Source organism: Hymenobacter humi, from assembly GCF_042665855.1.
In the GTDB taxonomy this organism is placed as follows: Bacteria; Bacteroidota; Bacteroidia; order Cytophagales; family Hymenobacteraceae; genus Hymenobacter; species Hymenobacter humi.
This window is the reverse complement of sequence record NZ_JBHTEK010000001.1, coordinates 3,886,485-3,909,722: the sequence shown is the minus strand read 5'-3', so window position 1 is coordinate 3,909,722 and position 23,238 is coordinate 3,886,485. Positions and strand designations below refer to the sequence as shown.

The window sequence follows — 23,238 nt, the reverse complement described above, 5'->3', positions numbered from 1 at the left end:
TTTTGCATTATAAAAAAATGGATTTTAAACAATACGCCGCGCACATCTGGGCCGTGGCTGACCTGCTACGTGGTGATTATAAGCAGGCCGATTATGGCAAGGTTATCCTGCCGCTAACGGTACTACGCCGACTCGATTCAGTGCTAGCACCTACCAAAGCCGCTGTACTAGCCGAGTACCCTCGCACCGCCAACTTGCCGCCCGAGATGGCCGAGATGGTACTGAATCAGAAGTCCGGCCTAAGCTTCTATAACCACAGCCCTTTCGACTTCGAGCGCCTGATAAGTGACCCCAACAACGTGGCTGCTAACCTGCGCCACTACATCAACGGCTTCTCCCAGAACGCCCGCGAAATCCTGGAGCATTTCGAGTTCGACCACCAGATAACAAAGCTGGATTCGGCTAACTTGCTCTTCATGGTGCTGAAGAAATTCCAGGAAATCGACCTGCACCCGAAAACCGTTTCGCCGCTGGCGATGGGCTACATCTTTGAGGAGTTGATTCGGAAGTTCGCGGAAAGTAGCAACGAGACCGCCGGTGAACACTTTACCCCTAGGGAAGTAATCCGGCTGATGGTAAACCTGTTGTTCTTGCAGGACCGCGACATCCTGACCAAGAAGGGCATCGTGAAGACCATCTACGACCCGGCTTGCGGTACTGGTGGCATGTTGTCGGTGGCGGAAGAGTACCTGCACGAGCTTAACGATGAAGCCCGGTTGGAGGCATTCGGCCAGGAGCTGAACCCTGAGTCTTACGCAATCTGCAAGGCCGACATGCTCATCAAGGGACACCGTGCCGACAACATCAAGCTTGGTAACAGCTTTACCCAAGACCAGCTACCGGATGCCAAATTCGACTACGTGCTGTCCAACCCGCCTTTTGGCGTGGAATGGAAGAAGGCCGAGAAGGTTATTAAGGCCGAGCATGAAAAGCTAGGCCACGCAGGCCGATTCGGGGCGGGCCTACCGCGTATTTCCGATGGGTCCCTGCTGTTTTTGCAGCACATGACCAGCAAGATGAAGAACACGGCCGAGGGCACCCGCCTCGCAATCGTGTTCAACGGTTCACCACTATTTTCCGGTGCTGCTGGTAGCGGCGAGAGCGAAATCCGCCGCTGGCTGTTGGAGCGCGACATGTTGGAAGGTATCGTGGCCCTACCGGACCAATTATTCTACAACACTGGCATCGCGACTTACATCTGGATTGTGACCAACCGCAAGGCCCTGGAGCGCAAGGGCAAGGTGCAACTACTCAACGCCGTTAGCTTTTCGCAGAAGATGACCCGAAGCCTGGGCAACAAACGCAACATCATCACCGAGGGGCAACTTGCTGAGATAACTCAACTATATGGAGAATTCCAGGATGGTGAGCATTGTAAAGTATTCCCGAATGAGGCCTTTGGCTACCGCCGCCTGACCGTGGAGCGACCCCAGCGCGATGACAAGGGCCGCCCCGTTACCGATAAGAAGGGCAACCCCAAGGCCGATGGTAGCCTGCGCGACTTCGAGAACGTGCCGTTGCTGGAGGACGCCGATGCCTACTTCAAGCGGGAGGTATTTCCGCATGTACCGGATGCCTTCTTGGACGAGACAAAAACCAAGGAGGGCTACGAAATTAATTTCACCCGCTACTTCTACGAGTACCAGCCACTGAGGTCGCTCCAGGACATCCGCGCCGACATCATGCGCCTAGAGACGCAGACGGAAGGGTTGTTGAACCAAGTAATTGAAGCCTAATGGAGCGTTACGAAGTATACAAGCCAACAGGGATAGAATGGATGCAGGAAGTTCCATCCGGCTGGGGCTTCAGCCGCCTGAAACATATAGCAGATATAAATGCTAAAACCCTGCCCGAGACGACTGATGAAACATACACTTTTCGTTACCTAGACATCGGTAATGTAACGTTGGGTAACATCGATTACGCTGGCGATACCACAACTTTTAAGGAGTCTCCTTCACGCGCCAGGAGAATAGTCGGTAAGGGCGATATACTGATTTCCACTGTAAGAACTTACTTGAAGGCAATTGCACAAGTTGAAGTTGAAATCAGTGACCTTGTGGCATCCACTGGATTTGCAACCCTCACTGCACGTAGCGAGGTAGACAAAAGGTTTCTATTTTATTTAATTATCAATCAAGGATTTGTAGATACTATTTCTGCATTTTCTACCGGCGTCAGTTACCCAGCTATAACTGCTACCGAGCTTGGGAACATGCCGGTATGGTTTCCGATTTCCGTTGAAGAACAACGCTCCATCGTGCGCTTCCTAGATGACAAAACCGCCCAGGTAGACCAACTCATCACCCAGAAGCAGCAGATGGTTGCGCTGCTTCAGGAAGAGCGAGCAGCGCTCATCGACCACGCCGTTACCAAAGGCCTGAATGCCTCTGCACCACTGCGCGACTCGGGGATTGATTGGTTAGGCAAGGTGCCCGCGCATTGGGAGGTGAAGCGGTTGAAAAATGTGTGCCGCTTACAAGGCAGGGTTGGTTTCAAAGGTTATCAGGTTTCTGATTTAGTTGGGCCTGGTGAAGGCGCTCTAACTGTGGGAGGTAAACACATCAGGAATAATATTATGGATGTCTCCAATCCCGATTATATCAGTTGGGAGAAGTATTACGAGTCACCTGAAATCATGATTGAAGTTGGCGACGTTATTGTTGCCCAGCGTGGCACACTTGGTAAAGTGGCCTATGTCAAAGAGCTAAGTGGTCCTGCTACAATAAATCCAAGTCTCATCCTGCTGAAAGATAGTACCATACATGGCGAATTTCTGTACTGGTACTTGCGCTCTAATTATGTGCTTAAAATCGTTGACATGCTTAACACATCAACGGCGGTACCAATGCTAAGTCAGGCTCAATTTTCTGAGTTTAAGATACTAGTTCCCCCGGATGCAGAGCAACGTTACATAGTGGAGCGCATTTGTGCGAAAGAGGCCAGTATTTCCGAGACAGTTTCAACAATCAATAAGGAAATAAATCTCCTCCAAGAATACCGCGCCGCTCTCATCGCCGAAGCCGTTACCGGCCAGGTAGACGTGCGCCAATACGAACCTGCTGCTTCCATTACCGCCGAACTATTCGGCTAATCTACCCGGTATGCCCGCCGTAATTCACACTGAAAAGGCCTTTGAAGAGGCCCTGGAACATCATTTGTCCACCAACGGCGGCTACTCCGTGCTTCCGGCCGATGGGTACGACCCGGCAACGGCGTTGTTCCCCGCCGAAGTGCTTCAGTTCTTGCAAACTACCCAGCCGCAGGCCTGGAAGAAGACGGAGAACGCCCACGGCAGCCAGGCCGCTAGCAAGTTGCTCCAGCGCCTCCAGAAGGAGTTGGAGCTACGCGGGCCACTGGACGTGCTGCGCAACGGCATCACCGACTTTGGCGTGAAGTACCACTTGGCCTACTTCCAGCCGGAAACCAATTTGAACCCCGACACCGAGCGACTATACGGCTTGAACCGGCTGGGCATTACCCGCCAGCTTTATTACAGCCAGCAAAACAAGAAGTCACTGGACCTGGTGCTGAGCCTGAACGGCATTCCCCTAGTGACGATGGAGCTGAAGAATCACCTTACCGGCCAGACCGTCAACCATGCCAAGCACCAGTACAAAAACGACCGGGACCCGCAGGAATTGCTGTTTCAGTTCCGCCGCCGTGCTCTGGTACATTTTGCCGTAGACCCCGACGAAGTCTACATGACGACCCGGCTAGCAGGGACCAAGACGCGGTTCTTGCCCTTCAACAAAGGCAACGGCAACGGCGCGGGCAACCCGGTGAACCCCCAGGGCTACCGCACCGCCTACCTATGGGAAGATGTGCTGAGCAAGGATACCTTCCTCGACATCGTCGGCCGGTTCCTCCATGTCCAGACCGAGAAGGTGAAGACCCTGGAGGGGAAAATACTGGAGAAGCACAGTCTTATTTTCCCCCGCTACCACCAGTTAGATGCCGTGCGCCGCCTTGCGCGTCATGCCCACCGGCAAGGAGCTGGGCATAACTACCTGATTCAGCATTCGGCCGGAAGCGGCAAGAGCAACAGCATTGCCTGGCTGGCCTACCGCCTGAGCTGCCTGCACAACGCCGATGCCCAGCGCGTGTTCGACTCAGTCATCGTCATCACCGACCGCCGTGTGCTGGACCAGCAGTTGCAGGACACCATTTATCAGTTTGAACACAAGCAAGGAGTTGTTCAGAAGATAGAGAAGGACAGCACCCAGCTCGCCGCCGCTCTTCAGGCCGGTACCAACATCATCATCACCACCCTTCAGAAGTTTCCCTTCGTGGTGGAGAAGGTTGCGGGCTTGCCCATGCGTAAGTACGCCGTGATAGTAGATGAGGCCCACAGCTCCCAGAGCGGGGAGGGCGTCACCAAGATGAAGCAGGTACTTACCGGCCGCACCCTGGAGCAAGCTGCCGCCGACGAAGCCGACACCGCCAACGTGGACGATACGGCCGAGGACAACATCCGGCGGGTGATGGAATCACGCGGTAAACAAGCTAACCTGAGCTTTTTCGCCTTCACCGCCACGCCCAAACCCAAAACGCTCCAGGTATTCGGCCAGCCCACCGCCGATGGTAAGCACAAACCGTTTCACCTGTATTGCATGCGCCAAGCCATTGAAGAGGGCTTCATCCTGGACGTGCTGCGCAACTACACCACCTACGATACCTACTACCGGGTTAGCAAAGCTATCGATGACGACCCTGAGCTAAACAAGAAGAAAGCCACGGGGGCTATTGCCCGCTTCGTGAGCCTTCATCCTCACAACCTGGCCCAGAAAACCGAAGTGATGGTTGAACACTTTCGGCAGGTGGTACGGCACAAGATAGGAGGGAAGGCCAAAGCAATGGTGGTAACAAGTTCCCGCCTGCATGCTGTACGCTATAAGCAGGAGTTTGACCGCTACATCAAGCAAAAAGGCTACACCGATATGAAGACCCTGGTGGCCTTCAGCGGCAAGGTGGTGGACGACCACGGCCTGGAGTACACCGAGCCAAAGATGAACAGCGGTATCGGTGAAAAAGCGCTACCCGAAGCCTTTGCTACCGACGACTACCAGGTGCTGCTAGTGGCCGATAAGTACCAGACCGGCTTCGACCAGCCCCTGCTGCACACCATGTACGTAGATAAGAAACTGAGCGGGGTGAAGGCCGTGCAAACCCTCTCGCGCCTGAACCGCACCAGCCCCGGCAAGGAAGACACCTTCGTGCTGGACTTCGCTAACGACCTTGAAACCATCCTGGATTCCTTCCAACCCTACTACGAAGTCACTTACCTGAAGGAAAGCCCGGACCCGAACTTGCTTTACGACCTCAAGGCCCGCCTGGAGCAACAAAACGTTATCTACACCGAAGAGGTCAACGCCCTTGCATTGGTGTACTTCAAGTCTGCTAGCTCCCTGACTCCTACGGACCAAGGCAAGCTAAATGGCTTTCTAGACCCCGCTGTGCAACGCTACGGCTACATCGTGGACGAAGAGGTGAAGGATGACTTCAAGCACACCCTGACCAGCTTTACGCGCCTTTACGCCTACCTTTCCCAGGTGATGCCGTTCACCGATGCCGAGCTGGAGAAGCTTTTCGCCTACGGCCGCCTGCTGCTCACCAAACTCCCCGCCAGCCGTGACCGTGACACCTTCGTGCTGAACGACGAAGTAGCCCTGGAGTACTACCGCCTGCAAAAAATCGGCACCACCAACCTCGAACCCGAGAAGGACCAGACCGCCGAGCTAGACCCTACCAGCGAAGCGGGCCTACGCCGCGCCAAGGAAGAAAAGGAGCGGCTATCGGCCATTATCCACGTCCTGAACGAGCGCTTTGGTACCGAGTTCGATGATGCCGACAAGCTTCTATTCGACCAGATAGAAAAGGACCTAGTCTCCAATGCGCTGCTCAGTAAGCAGGCCCAGTCCAACACCATCGAAAACTTCAAGTTCGGCTTTGACGACATGTACCGACAGTTCCTCTTGGAGCGCCGGGACCAGAACGAAGGCATCTTCAACCGCCTGTTCGCCGATAAGGACTTCGGCGGCATGGTTCAGGAATGGATGCTGAAGCGAGTGTACGATACCCTGCGGAAAGCACCGGTATAGTTCTGCCCTGGATGCAAGATGAAAGGACCGTTACGAGTTGTAGCGGTCCTTCTGCGTTCTTTAATGCTGTTCTACGGTACCTTCTGGTACCCTTTCGCACCTGTGATGGCTACTTATGTGGCTTCTGCTAGCAGGTAACGAACCGCAAAAAACATGTTGCTAGCGTTTGAAACGATGATACATACGGACCAAACTTATGTGAAGCGTGTAAAATGGCCTATTTGGTGCTTTTTAGGGCCTTTTAAGGTTGATGTATCCGCCCCCTCTTCCTCCCCCGTCGGTTTAGATGATATTGCCAGGCCCCCAGGTGAAATGCGGGTTCCAGTCTGGCGATTGGAAATGGCTGCAAAGCCCATAGGTCGGAAGGGTAGGGGCAAAACGCGAGCATTCGAAAAAAATCCTGGCAAATTTTTTCCAGCTTCCGATTCGGATAGAGTTAAACCCACATTAGAGGAAATTGAGCGACTCTAGCACCAAGGTAGCTGAGGCAACAAATCGGGCAGGCCCAATTACCCCTCTTTTGCCAACCTCTGTTTGGGTGCCGATACTCCAGCGATACTACGATAAAGCAAAAAGCCCTTCACGATACCGTGAAGGGCTTTTCTTGTAGTCCGTAGGGGAATCGAACCCCTGTTGGTAGAATGAAAATCTACTGTCCTAACCCCTAGACGAACGGACCGTGTTTGTTTTGGTGGTGCAAAGATACGGCGCGCACCTTTCCGTGCAAGTCAGCGTGCAAAAAAAGTCCTGAGCCAACCAAAGGGTGTTGTTTTTCAGGTATAAAAATTTCTGGTCGGCTCATTTCGGGGATTTCGGAAGTCCATTTGAATTAGAAGCCGCTTTCCGGTGCGTAAGACGAATTGGGAGGGAATCCGTAGAGGCTTTCCTATCAGACGATATTAGCGAACCAACGTTAGGCTGCTATCTTCGCCCCGCGTTTCAACCGGCTGCTAGTGTGGCAGCCAGTCACTTATTTTCCTGTTTTCCAATGGCAAAAATCAAAGTCGCCATCAACGGCTTCGGCCGCATTGGCCGTCTCACTTTCAAGTCGCTACTGGGCCGCGACAACGTAGAAATTGTCGCTATCAACGACTTGACCGACAACAAGACGCTGGCTCACCTGCTGAAGTATGACTCCGTGCACGGCCGTTTCGATGGCAGCGTGAGCTTCGACGAGGAAAGCCTCACCGTGAACGGCGTGCGCATTGCCGCCCTGGCCGAGCGCGACCCCAAGCTGTTGCCCTGGGGCAAAATGGGCGTGGACGTGGTGCTCGAGTCGACCGGCCGCTTCGTAGACGAAGCCGGCGCCGGCCAGCACATCACGGCTGGTGCCAAGAAAGTGGTGATTTCGGCCCCGGCTACCGGCAACATTCCCACCGTCGTACTCGGCGTGAACGAGGACATCCTCACCGGCAAAGAAACCATCCTGAGCAACGCCAGCTGCACCACCAACTGCCTGGCCCCGATGGCCAAGGTGCTGGACGATGCCTTTGGCATTGAGAAAGGCTACATCACCACGGTGCACGCCTACACCTCCGACCAGAACCTGCAGGATGCGCCCCACAAGGACCTGCGCCGCGCCCGCGCCGCCGCTTACAGCATCATCCCCACCAGCACCGGCGCAGCCAAGGCTGTAGGCCTGGTGCTGCCCCAACTGAAAGGCAAGCTCGACGGCCTGGCCATGCGCGTGCCCGTTCCGGATGGCTCGATGACCGACCTGACCGTTATCCTGAAAAAGGAAGTGACCAAGGAGCAAATCAACGCTGCCCTGAAGGCTGCGGCTGAAGGCCCCATGAAAGGCATTATCGAATACGCCACCGACCCGCTCGTGAGCATCGACATCGTGGGCAACCCCCACAGCTGCATTTTCGACTCGGAGCTGACCGCTGCCAACGGCACGCTGGCCAAGGTTATCGGCTGGTACGACAACGAATTCGGCTACTCGACCCGTACGGCTGACTTGATTCAGAAGCTCGGCGAGCAGATGAACGGTTAATTGCTGCGCCCGTAAACTACGCCGCTCGCTTTGCCACTCGTGGCGGGGCGGGCGGCGTTTTTTGTGCGGCTACCGCGTCCTGCTGCCCGGGTGCTTTTTACACTTTCCAATCGCCAAGCACGTGCTGGGCGTTGCCCATGCCCAAAACCTGCTTTATCCTCAACCCCACCGCCGGCCCCAGCCGCCACCACGACATGCCGGCGCTGATTGCCCGGCACTTCGGTGCGCTCGAGGGCGACTATGAAATCCGGCTCACGGAGTACGCCGGGCACGCCGTGGAGCTGGCCCGCATGGCTGCGGCCGATGGGTTTGAAGTAGTGGCAGCGATAGGGGGCGACGGCACCATCAACGAAGTGGGCCGCGGCCTGCTGGGCACCACGGCCGCCCTGGGCATCGTGCCCCAGGGCTCCGGCAACGGCCTAGCCCGCCACCTCAAAGTGCCGCTGGGCCTGCCCGCGGCGCTGCGCCGGCTGGCCACGCCCGACTTCAGCCGCATGGACGTGGGGGTGATAAACGGCCACCCCTTCTTTTGCACGGCCGGGCTGGGGTTCGATGCGCACGTGAGCCAGCACTTTGCCCAAGCTGGCTCACGCGGCCTGAGCACCTACCTGCGCGTCACGCTGCGGGAGTACCGCTCTTATCGGCCCGTGCCGGTCCGCGTTGAGCTGGACGGCCGGATAGAAGAAACCAATTGCTACGTGCTGGCCTTTGCCAACGCCTCGCAATACGGCAACAACGCCTACATCGCGCCCCGCGCCGACCTGCGCGATGGCCTGCTCGACGTGTGTTTGATTGACGCGCTGCCCGTGGTGCGGGCCCTCAAGGTGAGCCTGGGCATGGCCCTCGGCAACCTGCCCCAATCCAACGCGGCCGAGTATTTTCGGTGCCTCGGGGCCACGTCACGGCCCGGGCGCCCATCGGTTTTCACGTCGATGGCGACTACCTGGGGCACGCCACTGAGTTTGAAGTTGAGCTGCTGCCGCTGGCCTTGGCGGTTGCCGTGTAATTGAGCTGCTTACCTGATGTGTGACTATTCTTGCGGTTATGAAAGCTGATAAAAACCAACGGCAGGGCGTGGTGTATTCCACCAACCCCGACTTCTCCTACCAAACCAACGAGCCCGCAGCGACGACTACGCTGCCGGCCCAACAGCAGCAGCTGCGCGTGCAGCTCGACAAGAAGCAGCGCGGTGGCAAGCAGGTCACGCTCGTCACCGGCTTTGTGGGCACCGATGCCGATTTGCAGGCCCTGGGCAAGCTGCTCAAGACCAAGTGCGGGGTTGGCGGCAATGCCAAAGACGGCGAGATTCTGGTGCAGGGCGACTTCCGCGACAAGGTGCTGGAGGTGCTGGTGAAAGAAGGCTATAAGGCCAAAAAGGCTGGAGGCTGATTGCCGTCCGCTCAACTCCAGCAGTTGGGCTGGCTCAATTTTCTGCTTATTGCCCTACCGAACCCCGTAATCCGCCCCGATGCTCCAATTTATTTCCCTTCCCGAAGCTCCCCGCAACGTTGAGTCGGTGCACGGGCAGGCCGAAACCGCTGTCATCCAGAGTGTGCAGTGGCTCAAGCTGGGCATCGAAACGGTGGGCGCGACCATTATTGCGCTGGGCATCCTCAGCGCGGGGTGGCTGCTGGTGAAGGCCGTGGCCAAGCGCCAGACCGCCGATTTCACGGCCATTCGGCTCACGCTGGCGCGCTACCTGGCGTTGGCGCTCGAGTTTCAGCTGGGGGCCGATATTCTTTCCACGGCCATTGCCCCGAGCTGGGAGCAGATTGGCAAGCTGGGCGCTATTGCCGTTATCCGGACGGCGCTCAACTATTTCCTTTCCAAGGAAATGCGCGACGAGCGTCATGAAATCAGCCCCGAAGAAAAGATTGTGAAACGCGCCGACGCCTAAACCGCCAGCCGGGCCCGGGCCTTCTCCACGTCTTCGGGCGTGTCGATGCCAAAGGCGTCGAGCTCCGTCAGGGCACAGCGAATCTGGAAGCCGGCTTCGAGCCAACGCAGCCTGCTCGAGGCTTTCGGCCGCTTCGAGGGGCGACACGGGCAGCCGGGTGAGCTGCTCGAGCACGCTGGGCTTGTAGGCGTACAGGCCCAGGTGGCGCAGGTAGCGGTGGTGGGCCAGCCACTCGGCCGTGCCGCGCTGGCGCTGGTAGGGCAGGGGATGGCGGCTGAAATACATGGCCTGGCCCTGCTGGTTGAGCACCACTTTGGGCAGGTGCGGGCTGAACAATTCCTCTTCCGACACCACCGGCTTCACCAGCGTGGCGATGTCGGGGGCGGTGGCGGCATCGGCGAAGAAATCGGCCAGTGCATTGATTTGAGCGGGGTGAACGAAGGGTTCGTCGCCCTGAATATTCACGATGCAATGCACGTCGGCGGGCTGGCCGAGCAGTTGGAAAGCTTCCCACAGGCGGTCGGTGCCGCTGGGGTGGTCGGGGTGGGTGAGCACGGCCTCGCCCCCAAAGTCCAGCACGTGCTGCCGGATTCGCTCGTCGTCGGTGGCCACCACCACGCGGGCCAGGTTGGCCTGCCGGGCCTGCAGCACCACGCGCTGAATCATGCTGAGCCCGCCCAAGTCAACCAGCGGTTTGCCGGGCAGGCGCGTGGAAGCAAAACGGGCAGGAATGAGGCCGAGGACCATAATAACCGAAGAAGAGCAAGCGAAAGAAAGACCGAAAACCAACTCAAAGAAAGGCCATAAGGCGGTTGTGGGCGTTGGGCCCAGCACAAACGGAGCCAGCCGCTCTGGTCCCGCTTGCCCGTTGCTGAGCTCCCTCGGCGAGATTATTCCTTCTACATAAAAGAGGAGACCTTTCCTTAACCTGAGCTATTTAATACCGCCGGGCGCCAATTCCCCGCCGGTTTTTGCGTTATTTTGTCATTGCTAGCGTCTAGGCTGGTTCCCTGGGCGGGGGTGGTATGGATTTCGCAAGGTGTATTTTATGACTGTAATTCTCTCGCTTCTCACATTATTGGCCCTCGGCGGCCCCGGTCCCGGAAAAAGCAGCCCTTCGAAAGCGGCTCCCAACGATTCTATTGGCCAGGAAGTGCGCGGCGGCCAGCGCTTTGTCAAGCACCGCATCACGGCCGGCGAAACCTTGTCGGCCCTGTCGCGGCGCTACAAAGTGACGCTCGACCAGCTCAACGCGGCCAACCCCCAGATTAAAAACGGCCTGGGCATCGGGCAAATAGTGTACGTGCCGCGCCCCGCTGCGGGCCGTGCGGCTGCTCCGGCGGCTGCTAAAGCTCCTGCAGTGGTAACCGCGGCGGCACCTGCTTCGGCGGCGGTCGCGGTGCCGGCGCGCTATACCGTGGCCAAGGGCGAAACCTTGTTTGGCATTGCCCGGCGATTTCAACTCACGCCCGAGGAATTGATTAAGCTCAACAGCCTCCCAGCCAACGGGAAGGTGCGCGTGGGCCAGCAATTGATTCTAGCTGCTGCGGAAAGTGCGCCTGTGGTAGCTGCTGCCGCGCCGGCTCCCAAGCCTGCCGCCGCCGAGCCCGAAAGAACTCCCGAACCGGCCGCTAAAACCCCGGCCCCGGCGCCCGACAAACCCGCCCAGGTAGCCACGGTAACTCCCGCCGCGCCCGCCGAAAAGCAGGATAACGACAAAGAGGAGCGCACCCCCAGCCGCGCCAGCGAAGTACTGGCTCGTGTGGTGGAAAACGGCCTGGGTGCGCCCATCGACAAAAGCGTGACCGATAAATACCTGGCCCTGCACAAAACGGCGCCCGTGGGCACCATCATGCAGGTGCGCAACAGCATGAACGGCCAGTCGGTGTACGTGCGTGTCATCGGTAAATTGCCCGATACGGGCGAGAACAACAACATTCTGGTGCGCCTCTCGCCGCGAGCCATGCAGAAGTTGGGCACCGCCGATTCCCGCTTCCGGGTTGAAACCAACTACATTCCGCAGTAAGCAGCCCAGCGTCATTGCCCGGCAAACTGAACGTCATGCTGAGCGAAGTCGAAGCATCTCGCGTGCTCAAGTAATTCAATCGATTGAGTTTCTACCACACGCGAGATGCTTCGACTTCGCTCAGCATGACGTTCTTTTAACCAGCCTGTTTCTTTACCACCCTCTGCCACCAGCCTTGAAAATAGCCCAACTTCGCGAGCAGCTTGATGCGCAATACAAGCGGTACAACCGCCCGGAGTTCATCGCCAACGACCCCATCCAGATACCGCACCGCTTCACGCAGCGGCAGGACGTGGAAATCAGTGCGCTGTTTGCGGCGCTGCTGGCCTGGGGGCAGCGGCCCACCATCATCAACAAGTGCAACGAGCTGCTGCGCCGCATGAACGACGCGCCGTACCAGTTCATCACCCAGCACCACGACGAGGACCTGAAGCGGCTGCTCGGCTTCTGCCACCGCACCTTCTGCGATACCGACCTGCTGTACTTCGTGCACTGGCTGCGCTGGTACTACGGGCAGTACGACTCGCTGGAAACTGCTTTCCTGCAAGGCGCTACGCAGCGCGAGCGGCTGGAGAATTTCCACACCGCATTTTTCAGCTTGCCCGATGCGCCCGGCCGTACCCGCAAGCACGTGGCCACGCCGGCCCGCGGCTCGGCCTGCAAGCGCGTGAACATGTACCTGCGCTGGCTGGTGCGCCGCGACAGCCACGGCGTCGATTTTGGCCTTTGGACCCAGCTGTCGATGGCCGACCTCATCATGCCCATCGATTTGCACGTGGAGCGCCAGGCCCGCCCGCTGGGCCTGCTCACCCGCAAGCTGGTAGACTGGCAAGCCGCCGAGGAACTTACGGCCAACCTGCGCTTGCTCGACCCGACCGACCCGGTGAAGTACGACTTTGCGCTGTTTGGCGCGGGAGTCGACAAAGCCTAGCGGAAACCTACATTCGTGGCCTGAATAACGAATCTTTCTGGGCCCACCGGGTGTTTACCTTCGCATCCTATCCTGAATATCGAAAGACTACTTACTTGCTGTTACCCCAACACTTCGAACAAAAAATCGGCTTCACTACCCTGCGCGAGCAGCTCGAAGCCAATTGCCTTTCCGCCCTGGGCCGGCAGTACGTGGCCCGCATGGAGTTCCAAACCAAGCACGAGCCCCTGCTGAAGCTGCTGCAACAGGCCGACGAATTTACCTATCTGCTCCGTTCGGGCGCCGACTTCCCCGCCTCGCACTACTACGACCCCAAGGCCCACCTCACCCGTGCCGCGCTGCCGGGGGCTTACCTCGACGTAGCCGCGTTTTTTGAGGTGAAGATGAGCTTGCGGACCATCCGCCAGGCCCTCACGTTCTTCACCGAAGCCGACCCCGGCCTGTACCCCACGCTGCGCCTGCTGGGCATCGGGGTGCAAGTCGACCGCAACCTGCTGGCGGCCATGGACAAAGTGGTGGACGACGAAGGCCTGGTGCGCGACGACGCCTCGCCGCTGCTGCGCCAGATTCGGCAGGAGCTGATTGCGCGCCAGGGCCAATTGCGCAAGCAGATTGCCGGCATCCTGCGCCACGCCAAAAATGAGGGCTGGATTCCCGGCGATGCCGAGCCCACCATCCGGGGCGGGCGCCTGGTGCTGCCGGTCATTGCCGAGCACAAGCGCAAGGTGAAGGGCCTGATTCACGACGAGTCGGCCTCGGGCCAAACGGTGTTTATTGAGCCGGAAGCCGTTTTTGAGCTCAACAACGACATTAAGGACCTCGACAATGCCTATCACCGCGAGCTGATTCGCATTCTCACGGCCCTCACCGACCAGCTGCGCCCGCACCTGCCGGACTTGCGCCGGGCGTATTCCTACCTGGGTCTCATCGACTTCATTCGTGCCAAGGCCCGGCTGGCCGTAAGCCTCGACTGCCAGCTGCCGGTGATGCACAACAAGCCGCTGCTGAAGTGGCACGGCGTGCGCCACCCGCTGCTGCAGCTGGCTTTTGCCCAGCACAAGCGCGAAAACGGCGACCCCGCGAAGTGGTCCCGCTCGACCTCGAGCCTGAACCACGAGCAGCGCATTCTGGTCATCTCCGGCCCCAATGCCGGTGGCAAGTCGGTGTCGCTCAAGACGGTGGGTCTCGTGCAGTTTATGCTGCAGATGGGCCTGCTCATTCCCTGCGCCGACAACTCCGAAGCCGGGGTGTTCGAGGATATTTTCCTGGACATTGGCGACGAGCAAAGCCTGGAAAATGACCTGAGTACCTACTCCTCGCACTTGCTGGCCATGAAGCAGTTTATGATGCTGGCGGGCAAGAAAAGCTTGGTGTTAATTGACGAATTTGGTACCGGCACCGAGCCCAGCTTGGGCGGCGCCATCGCCGAAGCCGTGCTCGACCAGCTCAACAAGGCCCGCGTGTACGGCGTCATCACCACGCACTACACCAACCTGAAGAACTTTGCCGAGCGCACGCCGCACCTCGTGAACGGCGCCATGCGCTACGACCCCGAGAAGCTGCAGCCGCTCTACCGCCTCGAAGTGGGCAAGCCGGGCTCGTCGTTTGCCATCGAAATTGCCCGTAAAATTGGCTTGCCCAAGGACGTAGTGGAGCGTGCCACGCAGCTGGTGGGCAAAGACAAAATCCGCTACGACCGCCTGCTCGAAGGCCTCGAAAAAGAGAAAACCGAGCTGGAAGCCCGCACCGCCGAAGCTGCCAAAGCGGAAAAGCGCCTCAAGCGCGCCGCCCAGGAGTACACCGACCTCAAGCAGCACCTCGAAGACACCCGCCTCGAAACCCTGCGCACCGCCAAGCAGCAGGCCAAGGCCCTCTTGGTGAATACCAACCAGCAAATCGAGGCCACCATTGGCGAAATCCGCCGCGGGCAAGCCGACAAGGAAATCAACAAGCAGGCCCGCGAGAAGCTGGAAACCTTCGTGCGCACCGAGCTGCAAATTGAGCCACCCAAGCCCAAAGCCACCCGCGAGCGGGCCGAAGCCGGCGCCCTGCAGGCCGGCGACAAAGTGGCCCTGTTTGGCCAGGAAGGCCACGGCGAAGTGGTGAGCGTGAAGGGCAACACCGCCGAAGTCATGTTCGGTGGCATGAAAACCCTGACCAAGCTCAGCCAGGCTCGAGAAGTTGGGCCGCGCCGAAATCCGCGAGCGGGAGCAGGCCGCTAAAGCGAAGAAGTCGAAACTCAGCGGCGGCAGTTCCGGCGGCGGCAACGGCGTGAACATCACCGACCGCATGGCCGGTTTCAGCCCAACGCTTGACTTACGCGGCGAGCGCGCCGAAGATGCCCTCACCAAAACCATGAGCTTCGTCGACGACGCCGTGATGCTGGGCATGCCCGAAATCAAGTTCCTGCACGGCCGCGGCAACGGCGTACTCCGCCAGGTGGTGCGCGACTACCTGCGCTCGCAGCGCGCCGTGGCCAGCGTAGGCGACGAGCACGCCGACAGGGGCGGGGACGGTGTGACCATTGCGGTGCTGAAGTAAAGAGTTGACAACACCTTCTGAAAGTCATGCAGAGTACAGCGAAGCATCTTTACCGGGGAAGTAATTCAATTAATCGTTTGTCATGCTGAGCAGAGCGAAGCATCCTGTCACGCTTCAACGATTGGTTCTGACCTGATAAGATGCTTACTTCGTAAGCATGACAGACGATTAGAATAGTTGCGCGGTAAAGATGCTTCGCTGCGCTCTGCATGACGGGCATTAATCCTTTCGAATGCTTCTACTAAATAAAAAAGGCGGCTCCCAAATCGGGAACCGCCTTTTTTATGACTTAAGAGTTGAGCAGTTATTCGACCACCACGCGGCTAACCTGCGTTGCCTCGGGGGTGGTTACCTGTACCATGTATAGGCCCGACTTCAGCGAGGTCGCATCGACCGTCAGGTCGGTGCCGGTGTAGGGCTGGTGCGCTCCAGCACTACGCGGCCGGTGGCGTCGCGTAGCACGATGGTAGTGGTGCGGGCCGTGGTGCTGGCCAGGTGCAGCTGGAAGCTGCCGCGGGTGGGGTTGGGGTAGGCCTGCATGGTGCTGGCCTGCACGGTACCGGTGCGGGTGGACAGCACCAGGCGGCAGGCCGTGATGCCCTGGTTCTGCTCGGCGATGCGGGCGGCGTACTCCTGGTAGTACTGGTTTGTGATGCGGGCGTCGTGGATAACGAGGGTGTTTTCGTCGTTTTCGGTGTCAGCCGAGGCGGTCCAGTTGTGCGAGCCTACGAACACCGTGGGGTCCGACTGGGGCGCGCTGGCGTCCACGATGAGCGTTTTGTGGTGCATGATGCCGGTGAGCTTGTCGAGCAGGTAGCGCGAGCCCAGGCCGGTGCGGATGCTGCGGAACACGAAGCCGGCCACGCCGCTGGTGTCGTTGGTGAGGCCGTCGGAGCACTGGCCGATGTTGCGCAGCGTTACCTGGTCGGCAATGGCGCGGCCGATGTCGGTGCGGGTCACGAGCATCGAGAGCACGTGTAGGTCGAAGTCGGCCGTTTTCACGGTTTCGATGAGGCGGGCATTCACGTTGTCGGTGGGGAGAACCACGATTCCACCTGCTTGCCGCCGATGACGAGGTAGTGCGGGGTGTTATCGGTTTTGCGCGAGCCAAACAGGCTGGTGCCGGGCGTAGTGGTCGCGCTGCCCCACATTTCGTCAAACTCCATGGTGTACACGCGGGCCAGGCTCTGGTCCTGCACCGTAATCACGTTGTTGCGGTCGGTGCTGAGCTGGGCCGGAGTCCAGTTGGTAGAGCCGGTCCACACCATGGGCACGTTGGGATTGGTGCTGTTGGCATCAATCACCACAAACTTGTTGTGCATGATGCTGGTGGTGTTGGTGGTGCCGCCAGCAGGCCGGGCCACGCGCGGAATGGCCGCGGTCAGGTTGGCGATGCTGAAGTTCGAGTTGTCGTCTTCGTAGATGACGCGCACCTTCACGCCGCGGGCGTGGGCGGCGTTCACCGCCGTCACAATCACGGAGCTGCTCCAGTTATAAATGGTGATGTCGAGCGTTTCCTTGGCCTTGTCGATGTAAGCGGCCAGGGTGTCGGCCACGTGGCCGCTAGGCAGGTACACGGCGGCGTTGTTGGCCAGCGCCAGGGTGTTGTCGACGGGGCGGGTGAAGTAGGTCTTCATGCGGCCCGACGAGAGCGAGGCCGTAATCATGGGTGTCACGCGCGACTCGGAGCGGCCGGTGGAGTTCACCGAAATCGCCTGCACGTAGTACACCGTGGACGGCTGCAGGCCGGTGAGCACCACGCTGTGCTGCGTGCCCGTTCCGGTGCCGTTCACCAAAATAGGCTGGCCCGAGGGCGGAGTGCCGCCTACCGGCACGGGTACCGTGGTGTAGCTAATCTGCGAATCGCCCGAGTTCTGGGTCGTAAAGTTCACCGTGAAGCCCGTGGTGCTGATGTTGGTGGGCATCGGGGCCGAGGTCAGGTTGGGCGTGCTGCCCTGGATGAAGTCGGCGTAGGTGCGGTTGAGCAGCTGGTAGCCGCCGGTGGTGCCGGCGGACGTAGAGGCATACTGGCTCACCACGCCCACCACGTCGAACGTGCCGGTGGGGCTGGGCTTGCCCACCAGGCCGTTGGGGCCCGTGGAGTTGGCGTTGACGTAGGTGACCAGCGTGGCGTTGTTGTTGAGCCGATAAGTGGTATTGGCCGTGAACGACGTGACGAGCGCGCCGCCCGTGGTATTAACCGAGCTCAACCCGTTCAGGCGCACCAACTGGCCTTCGTACTTCTCAGCATACGCATCTGTGAAGTTGGCCGAGTTGAACACCACCGGCGCGGGCAGCTTGCGGTTGCCCGCCAGCACCGTCACCGAGGTTACGGGGTCAATTTCCAGCAGGCCCCGGAACATCTTGAGGCTGCCGGTTACCTGAACGCTGTCGCCGGGCACGAGGCTGTTCACGGTCGAGGCCAGGGCGCCCGACGTGGTGGTGTACACCCCGATACCGGCCGTGCCGTCCTGAATGTAGCGGATGATGCTCACCCCGGAGCCTAGCTCAACCCCGTTGGTGACGATGCCGCGCACCGTCACGGGATTAGCGCTGGCCGTGCCGTTGGTGGTCGGGGCCAGGGCCCGCGCCGCTGCGATGGTAATAGCAGCGGGAGTGGTTTGGGCCTTGGCGGCATGCCACGAGGTAGCACACGCCAGCAAGGCCAACAGAGTAAATTTCTTCATGAAGAAAATATAGTGAGGATGGGAAATCGAGGGAATAAAGCAGGACTACAAAGATGCTGCAATACAGCTGCATGCCGGGCAAATGGGCCCAGGCAAAAGCTTAATGGGTGTTTGGGAATTGTCATGCTGAGCGCAGTCGAACCGGAGGTTGCCGAAGGCAAGCATCTCGCGTGTGTTAGTTACCTAACCGTCTGTCATCCTGAGCAGAGCGAAGGACCTTGTCACGCATGAACGAATCGTTGAGCCGTGATAAGATGCTTCGTGCCTCAGCATGACAGATGATAGAGTTTACTTACTAGGTAGAGATGCTTCGCTCGGCTCTGCATGACGGGAAGGAAGGTTCAACCATTGCCATACAGATACTTAGTTCTTGGTGCCTGGGCGAGTGCGCTTGTTGCTGGCTGGCGCTCCCGTTTCGGTGGCGCTGTGCGTATCTCCGGTTATGGGGTCTTTCGAGCGCGCCGGCACCAGGTCGGACGCCAGGCGGGGCAGCAGGCGGTAGCCTCCGCGCCGCCCGGCGCGAATTGGGTCAGGATGCCGCGCACGTCGAAGGTTTCGGTGGTGGGTGGGGTGGCGTTTACCAAGCCTTCGGGGCCGGTGCTGGCGGCGCCTACCCGCAGGATGGCGCCGGGCACTGCGTCGAGCAGGTAGTTGGTGTTGCCGCTCAGGGCGGTGGCCGGCGCCCCGGTGGAGGTGGCCAGGCGCGAAACCCCTTTTATTTCCAGCAGGCGGCCTTCGTTGGCTTCGGAGAAGGCGGCAGTAGCCTGGGCCGCGGGCACCTGAACGGGGCGCAGGCGCACCCCGCCGGCCAGCTTGCGCACCGAGACAATGGGGTCCATTTCCAGCAAGCCGTTGTAGACTTTCAGCTGGCCAGTTACCTGAATGCTGTCGCCGGCCCGCAATTCGCCGTAGCCGGGCAGCTTGGTGGGCTGGGCGTAGAGGGCCAGGCCCGCTTCGCCATCCTGCACGTAGCGGATGTTGCCGAGCTCGGCGCCGTTCAGCACCACGGCCCGGATGGTGACGGCGGTGCCGGGGCTCAGGGCGCGGGCGGCCTTCACAGTGAGTACCTGGGGGCTACCGGGGTTGCCTGGCTCAGCGCCCAAGGCCACCGCGGAAACACCGGGAAACAGAGCAGCCAGCAAAAGCAGTTTGTTCATCGTTTGAAATTGCAAAATAGGCAGACCCGGGTAGGGCCGCTATTGCAAAGTTGAGAACAAATTCTCCATTTTCAGCGGGTTAGCCCCATTAATATTGAGCTAAGCCCCGGTGATGCTAAATCAGATAATATTAACTTCCGGATGCAGGTCGATGCCGAACTGCTGCCGTACGGACGAGATTATCTCCTCGGCCGCCTGGCGCAGGTCGTTGCCGGTGGCGCCGCCGTGGTGCACCAGCACCAGGGCCTGCCGGTCGTGCACGCCGTGGGTGCCGGCGCCGGGGCCGCGGCGGAGTCCCTTCCAGCCAGCCCGCTCGATAAGCCAGCCGGCGGGCACCTTCACGCCGCCGGGCACGGGGTAGCCGGGCAGCTCGGGGTACTGGCTTTTGAGGTGGTCGAACTTGTCCTGGGATATCTCCGGATTTTTGAAAAAGGAGCCCGCGTTGCCAATTTGGGCCGGGTCGGGCAGCTTGGAGCGGCGGATGTGCACCACGGCCCGGCTTACGTCCTGCGGCGTGGGCTCGCCCCCGATGCCGAGCTCGGCCAGCGTTTCGGTGATGGCGCCGTAGCGCACGTTGGGCCGGGCCTGGCGGTGCAGGCGCAGCACCACGGCCGTCACCACGAACTGGTTTTTGAGGGTGTTTTTGAACACGCTCTCGCGGTAGCCGAAGCCGCACTCGCCGGCCGTGAACACGCGCAACTCGCCAGTGGCCAGCTCAACGGCTTCGAGGTGGTCGAAGGTGTCGCGCAGCTCGGCCCCGTAGGCGCCGATGTTCTGGAGCGGGGCCGCGCCCACCGTGCCGGGGATGAGCGAGAGGTTTTCGATGCCGCTCAGGTTCTGGTCGAGAGCGTATTCGACGAGGCCGTGCCAGCTCTCGCCGGCGCCGGCGCGCACCAGGGCCGTGTGGGTATCGGCGTCTTCGCTGATGATTTCCAGGCCGCGGATTTCATTTTTGAGCACCACGCCGTTGAAGTTCTGGGTGAACAGCAGGTTGGAGCCGCCGCCGAGGATGAGTTTTTCCGAGGCCTGCACTTCGGGCCGCTGCAGCAGCTCGCGCAGCTCGTCGGCCGAGGCGAAGCGGGCAAAGTAGCGGGCCTGCACGTCGAGGCCGAAGGTATTGTAAGGGCGGAGGGAAACGTGTTGTTCGAGGGCGGGCATCATGCCGTAAAGGTAGGAGCGACGCCACTAGCCTCGGGCGTAAGGGCCGCCGCTTCGGTACAACCTTTCAATTATGGACTCCAAGCAAGCCATCCGCCTGAGCAAGTATCTGAGCCGCCACCTGCGCCACGCGCCCGGGGCTATTGGCCTGCAGCTGCAGGAAGGCGGCTGGGTAGATGTTGACGAACTGTTGGCCGCTTGCGCCGCGCACGGCGGCCGCATCAGCCGGGAGCAGTTAGCCCAGCCTGGTAGCCGGCAGCGACAAGCAGCGCTTTGCCTTCGATGCCAGCGGCGAGCGAGTTCGGGCGCAGCAAGGCCACAGCGTAGCCGTGGACTTGCAGCTTGCGCCAGTTGAGCCACCAGAAGTGCTTTACCACGGTACGGCTTCCGCCGCGGTGCCGGCTATTCGGCACGAAGGCCTGCACAGAATGAAACGCCACCACGTGCACCTTTCGCCCGATGAGGAAACGGCCCGTCGCGTGGGCGCAAGGCGGGGCCGGCCCGTGCTCTTCGTTATTGATGCCAAAGCCCTGCACGAAGCCGGGGGCGTTTTCTATCAGTCCGGCAACGGCGTGTGGCTAACAGACCATGTGCCGCCTGAGTACCTGCGGGAGCTGTAAGTAGCTCTATTTTAGAGTGGTTTTAAGGTCCGTGTACTCAATTGGCCTCACCCCCGGCCCCGACTTTGCTCATCAAGCGAACCGGGGCCGGGGGTGAGGCGTAACCTGCACATTGACTACGAAATTGAGCTAAAGACTGTTAGCGCACGCGGTAGCCGCTCAGCGCGTAGAACAGCAGGTACAGGTAGCACAGCATGGGCACCACAAATGCGACATGCAACCCACCACCATTAGTAGCGAGCCAGCCCATGAGCGGCGGGATGATGGCGCCGCCCACAATGGCCATAATCAGGTAAGAGGACCCTTGCTTGGTGAACGGGCCCAAGCCGGTGATTGCTAGCGGGAAGATGACGGGCCACATGATGGAGTTCATCAGGCCGCAGAGCACGATGAGCCACAGGGCCGTTTCGCCGTGGCTCAACAGCGAGGCGCCCACCAGGGCCGCGCCGGCCGCGCACACCGCCACCAGTAGCGCGCGGTTATGGAAGCGGAGCAGTAGCGGAATGCCCACCAGACGCCCCACCAGCGAGCCGAACCAGTACGAGGACACCATGACCGCGCCCACGGCCTTGGTGAAGCCGGCCGTGGTGTCGATGGGCGAGGCTTCTTGCCCAAACAGCACCAGCGCGTAGTTAGTGGCCACGTTCAGCCCCCGCACTAGGCTTTGGGTGAAGGCCGAAAGCTGCTGAATACCTTGCGACTCGCCGTAGCGAATGAGGAAGGAACCCAGCCCAACTTCGACGCCCACGTACACGAAAATGGCGCCGATGCCCAGCACCAGGTGCGGGAATTTCAGGGCCGAGGTGCGGCCCGCCGCTACGGCGCGGTGCTCCAGAATCTCTTCTTCGGGCAGGGCGTCGATGTCGGGCAGCTTCAGAAAAAGAACACGCCGGCCAGCACCACCAGGAAGGCCGCCAGCCCCAGGTAAGGCGCTTTCACCAGCCTGGCTTTCCTCGCCCAGGCGTTGGGCCAGAGGCAGGGCCGCAAGCCGCGCCTTCAGGGCCACTGAGCCGCCAAACAGCACCAGGCCGCCAACGAGAGGGGAGAGGCTGCCGCCGAAGTTGTTGGCCACACCCACAATGCTAACCCGGGCCGCCGCGCTGCGTGGCGCGCCAAGCACCGACACGTAAGGGTTGGCCGCTACCTGCAGCAGCGTAATGCCCGCGCCCAGCACCGCCAGCGCCGACAAAAACAACCCGAAGGCCCGCGAATCAGCGGCCGGAATGAAGAGGAGCGCGCCGCCGGCCATCACCAACAGGCCCACCACGATGCCGCGCTGGTAGCCCAATTTTTTCAGGACAAAGCCCGCCGGCAGCGACATCAGGAAATACGCCCCGAAAAAGGCGAACTGCACGGCCGTGGACTGAAAGTCGGTGAGCTGGCAGATGTCCTTGAGGTAGGGCATCAGCACGTCGTTGAAGTTGGTGACGGCGCCGAACAGGAAGAACAGCGTGGTCATCAGCAGCATGGGCCCGGCGTAGGAACGGGTGGGTGCGGCGGTGTTGGTAGGAGTGGTAATGGGGGCGGTGGCCATGTTGGGAGTTTTTGGGTGGCTAAAGGTAGAAATAAGTGGCACTCTGTTTCCGGAGCCCGACCTTTGCCCCCATGCACCTTACCGCCACCACCCAGTTCGGCCTGGAAGAATTGCTCGCCGACGAGCTCTACCACCTCGGGGCCGACATCACGCACATCGGCTCGCGCGCCGTCGAGTTTATCGGCGACCACCGCCTGCTTTACGAAGTGGCTTTGTGGAGCCGGCTGTCCATGCGCCTGCTGCGTCCGTTCGCCGCCTTCCACGCCCCCGACGAAAAAGGCCTGTACCGCGAAGTGAGCCGCATCGATTGGGCTGATTTTATCGGTCCCGGTCAAACCTTCGCCATCACGGCGGTGGTGAACCGCTCAACTTTTGAGCACTCGCTGTTCGTGGCCCAGCTCACCAAAGACGCCATCGTGGACCAGTTCCGGGAGCGCACCGGCAGCCGGCCCGACGTGGACACCCGCAATCCCGACATCCGCCTGCACCTGCGCATGTCGGAAAACGAAGTCATCCTCAGCCTCGACGCGGCCGGCGACTCGCTGCACCGCCGCGGCTACCGCCAGCACACCAACGAAGCGCCCCTGAAC

18 protein-coding genes, 1 tRNA gene and 1 pseudogene are annotated in these 23,238 nt (G+C 60.0%); 13 read left to right on the top strand and 7 right to left on the bottom strand.

Features of this window, described 5'->3' with window-relative positions:
- Positions 1–17 precede the first annotated feature (17 nt).
- Genes ACFQT0_RS21990 through ACFQT0_RS21980 form a run of 3 tightly spaced genes read left to right on the top strand, consistent with a single transcriptional unit; the run spans position 18 to position 6,101 of the window.
- Positions 18–1,736 carry a type I restriction-modification system subunit M gene (locus ACFQT0_RS21990; RefSeq protein WP_380205219.1) on the top strand — a complete coding sequence of 573 codons (1,719 nt, stop codon included), beginning with the start codon at positions 18–20 and terminating at the stop codon, positions 1,734–1,736.
- On the top strand, positions 1,736–3,094 hold the full coding sequence (locus ACFQT0_RS21985) for a restriction endonuclease subunit S (RefSeq protein ID WP_380205218.1): 1,359 nt from the start codon (positions 1,736–1,738) through the stop codon (positions 3,092–3,094). The genes ACFQT0_RS21990 and ACFQT0_RS21985 overlap by 1 nt, the downstream gene beginning before the upstream one ends.
- Positions 3,095–3,104: 10 nt before the next feature.
- Positions 3,105–6,101 carry a type I restriction endonuclease subunit R gene (locus tag ACFQT0_RS21980; RefSeq protein WP_380205217.1) on the top strand — a complete coding sequence of 999 codons (2,997 nt, stop codon included), beginning with the start codon at positions 3,105–3,107 and terminating at the stop codon, positions 6,099–6,101.
- Positions 6,102–6,708: 607 nt separating this feature from the next.
- On the opposite strand, the gene ACFQT0_RS21975 is transcribed toward ACFQT0_RS21980, so the two are convergent.
- A tRNA-Glu gene (locus ACFQT0_RS21975) sits at positions 6,709–6,780 on the bottom strand.
- Positions 6,781–7,089: 309 nt separating this feature from the next.
- Between ACFQT0_RS21975 and gap the strand changes: the two genes are divergently transcribed.
- The 3 genes from gap (at position 7,090) to ACFQT0_RS21960 (ending at position 9,486) form a co-directional block, all read left to right on the top strand.
- Positions 7,090–8,097 carry a type I glyceraldehyde-3-phosphate dehydrogenase gene (gap, locus tag ACFQT0_RS21970; RefSeq protein ID WP_380205216.1) on the top strand — a complete coding sequence of 336 codons (1,008 nt, stop codon included), beginning with the start codon at positions 7,090–7,092 and terminating at the stop codon, positions 8,095–8,097.
- Positions 8,098–8,234: 137 nt separating this feature from the next.
- The gene (locus ACFQT0_RS21965) at positions 8,235–9,107 is read left to right on the top strand and encodes a diacylglycerol/lipid kinase family protein (protein ID WP_380205215.1); all 873 of its coding nucleotides are present in this window, start codon (positions 8,235–8,237) and stop codon (positions 9,105–9,107) included.
- Between the two features lie 34 nt (positions 9,108–9,141).
- The gene (locus ACFQT0_RS21960; protein ID WP_380205214.1) at positions 9,142–9,486 is read left to right on the top strand and encodes a translation initiation factor; all 345 of its coding nucleotides are present in this window, start codon (positions 9,142–9,144) and stop codon (positions 9,484–9,486) included.
- Positions 9,487–9,532: 46 nt separating this feature from the next.
- Here ACFQT0_RS21960 and kdsB read toward each other — a convergent pair whose 3' ends face one another.
- A complete protein-coding gene (gene kdsB / locus ACFQT0_RS31725) occupies positions 9,533–10,741 on the bottom strand; it encodes a 3-deoxy-manno-octulosonate cytidylyltransferase (RefSeq protein ID WP_449272080.1) in 1,209 nt (402 codons plus the stop codon).
- 301 nt (positions 10,742–11,042) lie between these two features.
- Between kdsB and ACFQT0_RS21945 the strand changes: the two genes are divergently transcribed.
- From ACFQT0_RS21945 to ACFQT0_RS21930, 4 genes are all read left to right on the top strand, one after another.
- The gene (locus tag ACFQT0_RS21945; protein ID WP_380205213.1) at positions 11,043–12,020 is read left to right on the top strand and encodes a LysM peptidoglycan-binding domain-containing protein; all 978 of its coding nucleotides are present in this window, start codon (positions 11,043–11,045) and stop codon (positions 12,018–12,020) included.
- A gap of 175 nt (positions 12,021–12,195) precedes the next feature.
- On the top strand, positions 12,196–12,951 hold the full coding sequence (locus ACFQT0_RS21940; RefSeq protein ID WP_380205212.1) for a TIGR02757 family protein: 756 nt from the start codon (positions 12,196–12,198) through the stop codon (positions 12,949–12,951).
- Positions 12,952–13,046: 95 nt separating this feature from the next.
- Positions 13,047–15,173 carry an endonuclease MutS2 gene (locus tag ACFQT0_RS21935; protein ID WP_380205211.1) on the top strand — a complete coding sequence of 709 codons (2,127 nt, stop codon included), beginning with the start codon at positions 13,047–13,049 and terminating at the stop codon, positions 15,171–15,173.
- Positions 15,133–15,492 carry a Smr/MutS family protein gene (locus tag ACFQT0_RS21930; RefSeq protein WP_380205210.1) on the top strand — a complete coding sequence of 120 codons (360 nt, stop codon included), beginning with the start codon at positions 15,133–15,135 and terminating at the stop codon, positions 15,490–15,492. The genes ACFQT0_RS21935 and ACFQT0_RS21930 overlap by 41 nt, the downstream gene beginning before the upstream one ends.
- Before the next feature lie 396 nt (positions 15,493–15,888).
- On the opposite strand, the gene ACFQT0_RS21925 is transcribed toward ACFQT0_RS21930, so the two are convergent.
- From ACFQT0_RS21925 to murB, 4 genes are all read right to left on the bottom strand, one after another.
- A complete protein-coding gene (locus ACFQT0_RS21925; RefSeq protein ID WP_380205209.1) occupies positions 15,889–16,539 on the bottom strand; it encodes a phospholipase D-like domain-containing protein in 651 nt (216 codons plus the stop codon).
- Complete coding sequence (locus ACFQT0_RS21920; RefSeq protein WP_380205208.1) at positions 16,515–18,179, bottom strand: phospholipase D-like domain-containing protein; 1,665 nt, start codon at positions 18,177–18,179, stop codon at positions 16,515–16,517. Before ACFQT0_RS21920 ends, ACFQT0_RS21925 begins: the two co-directional genes overlap by 25 nt.
- 440 nt (positions 18,180–18,619) lie before the next feature.
- Positions 18,620–19,336, bottom strand: a complete 717-nt coding sequence (locus ACFQT0_RS21915) for a hypothetical protein (protein ID WP_380205207.1) — start codon at positions 19,334–19,336, stop codon at positions 18,620–18,622.
- Positions 19,337–19,456: 120 nt separating this feature from the next.
- The gene (gene murB / locus ACFQT0_RS21910) at positions 19,457–20,494 is read right to left on the bottom strand and encodes a UDP-N-acetylmuramate dehydrogenase (RefSeq protein ID WP_380206102.1); all 1,038 of its coding nucleotides are present in this window, start codon (positions 20,492–20,494) and stop codon (positions 19,457–19,459) included.
- A 73-nt stretch (positions 20,495–20,567) separates the two neighbouring features.
- Here murB and ACFQT0_RS21905 point away from each other — a divergent pair, with 73 nt between their 5' ends.
- Positions 20,568–20,849 (top strand): RNA 2'-phosphotransferase, encoded by a 282-nt coding sequence (locus ACFQT0_RS21905; RefSeq protein ID WP_380205206.1) that lies wholly within the window; start codon positions 20,568–20,570, stop codon positions 20,847–20,849.
- Positions 20,740–21,114 carry an RNA 2'-phosphotransferase gene (locus tag ACFQT0_RS21900; protein WP_380206101.1) on the top strand — a complete coding sequence of 125 codons (375 nt, stop codon included), beginning with the start codon at positions 20,740–20,742 and terminating at the stop codon, positions 21,112–21,114. The genes ACFQT0_RS21905 and ACFQT0_RS21900 overlap by 110 nt, the downstream gene beginning before the upstream one ends.
- 139 nt (positions 21,115–21,253) lie before the next feature.
- Here ACFQT0_RS21900 and ACFQT0_RS21895 read toward each other — a convergent pair whose 3' ends face one another.
- Complete coding sequence (locus ACFQT0_RS21895) at positions 21,254–22,648, bottom strand: sugar MFS transporter (RefSeq protein ID WP_380205205.1); 1,395 nt, start codon at positions 22,646–22,648, stop codon at positions 21,254–21,256.
- Between the two features lie 71 nt (positions 22,649–22,719).
- On the opposite strand from ACFQT0_RS21895, the pseudogene ACFQT0_RS21890 reads away from it, so the two are divergent.
- Positions 22,720–23,115 (top strand): annotated as a pseudogene (locus tag ACFQT0_RS21890) (THUMP domain-containing protein); the annotation flags it as partial.
- Positions 23,116–23,238: the final 123 nt, after the last annotated feature.